Source organism: Pseudoalteromonas sp. GABNS16E (assembly GCF_028598715.1).
Taxonomy (GTDB): domain Bacteria; phylum Pseudomonadota; class Gammaproteobacteria; order Enterobacterales; family Alteromonadaceae; genus Pseudoalteromonas; species Pseudoalteromonas atlantica.
On the sequence record NZ_JAQREZ010000120.1, the window covers coordinates 1 to 1,554 of the forward strand.

A 1,554-nucleotide genomic window follows, 5' to 3' on the forward strand; every position below is an offset into this window, starting at 1 on the left:
CATTGCAGTGGCAGCCACTTATCTTGGATTTTAGTCAGTAATTCAAATACCACGGGCAAACTAAACATTATCAATAAAACGCCTTATCAAATTGATCAAACAAGTACCTTTCTTGAAGCGATACTTCGTCCGCCTATTTCTTAATTAGATTAATTTTTAATGACCTATTTATCCTTTAATAATGGATAAAGGTTTCGTGTTTATTAATTTTAAAATTAAGAATTTTTATGTATATATATTTAAAAAATGCAGGTTTAGTCCTGTCTTTATGTATGGCTGTGAGTTTTTCAGTTGCCACTTATGCCAAACAGAAAAGTATTTCATGGCTAGATAGTCAAATAAATAAAGATCCCGAAGTTGTTGCGGCTAAAGAGTTACTTAATGCAAGTAATCATAGAGCCAAGAGCTTAACTAAAGCCGTATATAACCCAGAGCTTGAAGCAAGCTATGAAAAAGAGGGTGATTTTGATAATTATTCTATTGGTATCAGTCAAACGATTGATTTTTGGGATAAGCAATCAGCAAATAAAAGCATTGGTGAAATTGGTGTTTATGCAAACCAGCAACAATTGTTATCTCTACTCGATTCTAAAAAGGCTAACGCTTTAACTGCAATAGTTAATTGGCAAGCAGCAAAAAAGGTGGCTCAGTTACTTTCAGTAAGAGAAAATCAATTACAAACGCTCGTTGGAATTATTGAAGATAAGCGAAAAGCAGGACTTTTAGAGCCACTTGACGCTGAACTGGTTTATTTAAACTTGTCCCAAGTTTTCAGTGAAATATCTGAGTCGCAAATTGCTTTGAAAAATGCAGAGGTAAATGTTCAGGAGTTATTGCCTGATTGGACGCCTAATACTACCAATTTGTTTTCATTTACTTTTGGAGCAACAAACTATTCATTTAACTCTCAGTGGGTTGAGGAACATCCAAAAGTTAAACTCGCTAGAGCGCAATGGAAGATAAAACAATCTAAAGCTCAACTAACCACTATGGAATCTAAAGCCAATCCAACCATTGGAGTTAACGCAGGGAAAAGTGGAGATGAAGACTTGATTGGCGTGACTTTCTCAATGCCTTTAAATATCAGAAATAACTATTCAGATACTGTTAAAGCCGCTTATTCAGAAGCAATTGCAGCAGAGGCTAACTTTCGGTCGGTTTATCGAAAGCAGTCATTTGAAGCAAAAGCTAATTATGAATCGCTTATTGTCAGTAAAAAATATTATGAGCAATGGCAAAAACTGACAAAAGGCAGATTAGATAGCAGCGAAAACTTATTAAATAAGCGCTGGGAAGCTGGTGACATTAATACTTCTGACTACTTACTTGCATTAAATCAACGTGCGGAAGGGCTTCATGCAGGAATACGTTTGGAAAATCAATTCAAGCTTGCAGAAATATCCTTCATTTTAAGTATGGGTCAGTTATCCAAATTTGAGATTTGAGCGCTTTGTTTTTTCAGTAGCGAAAAACGAAATCTTAAATTTATTAAAAATATAGGTTACAAAAATGAATACAGTAATTAGTAAAAAATTTTTAGCCGTAGTAATTAGC

General features: G+C 34.4%; 1 protein-coding gene. It reads left to right on the plus strand.

The genetic code is table 11. The features are described 5' to 3' along the window. Positions 1 to 227: 227 nt before the first annotated feature. The gene (locus tag PSI06_RS20870) at positions 228 to 1,445 is read left to right on the plus strand and encodes a TolC family protein (protein WP_008468875.1); all 1,218 of its coding nucleotides are present in this window, start codon (positions 228 to 230) and stop codon (positions 1,443 to 1,445) included. Positions 1,446 to 1,554: the final 109 nt, after the last annotated feature.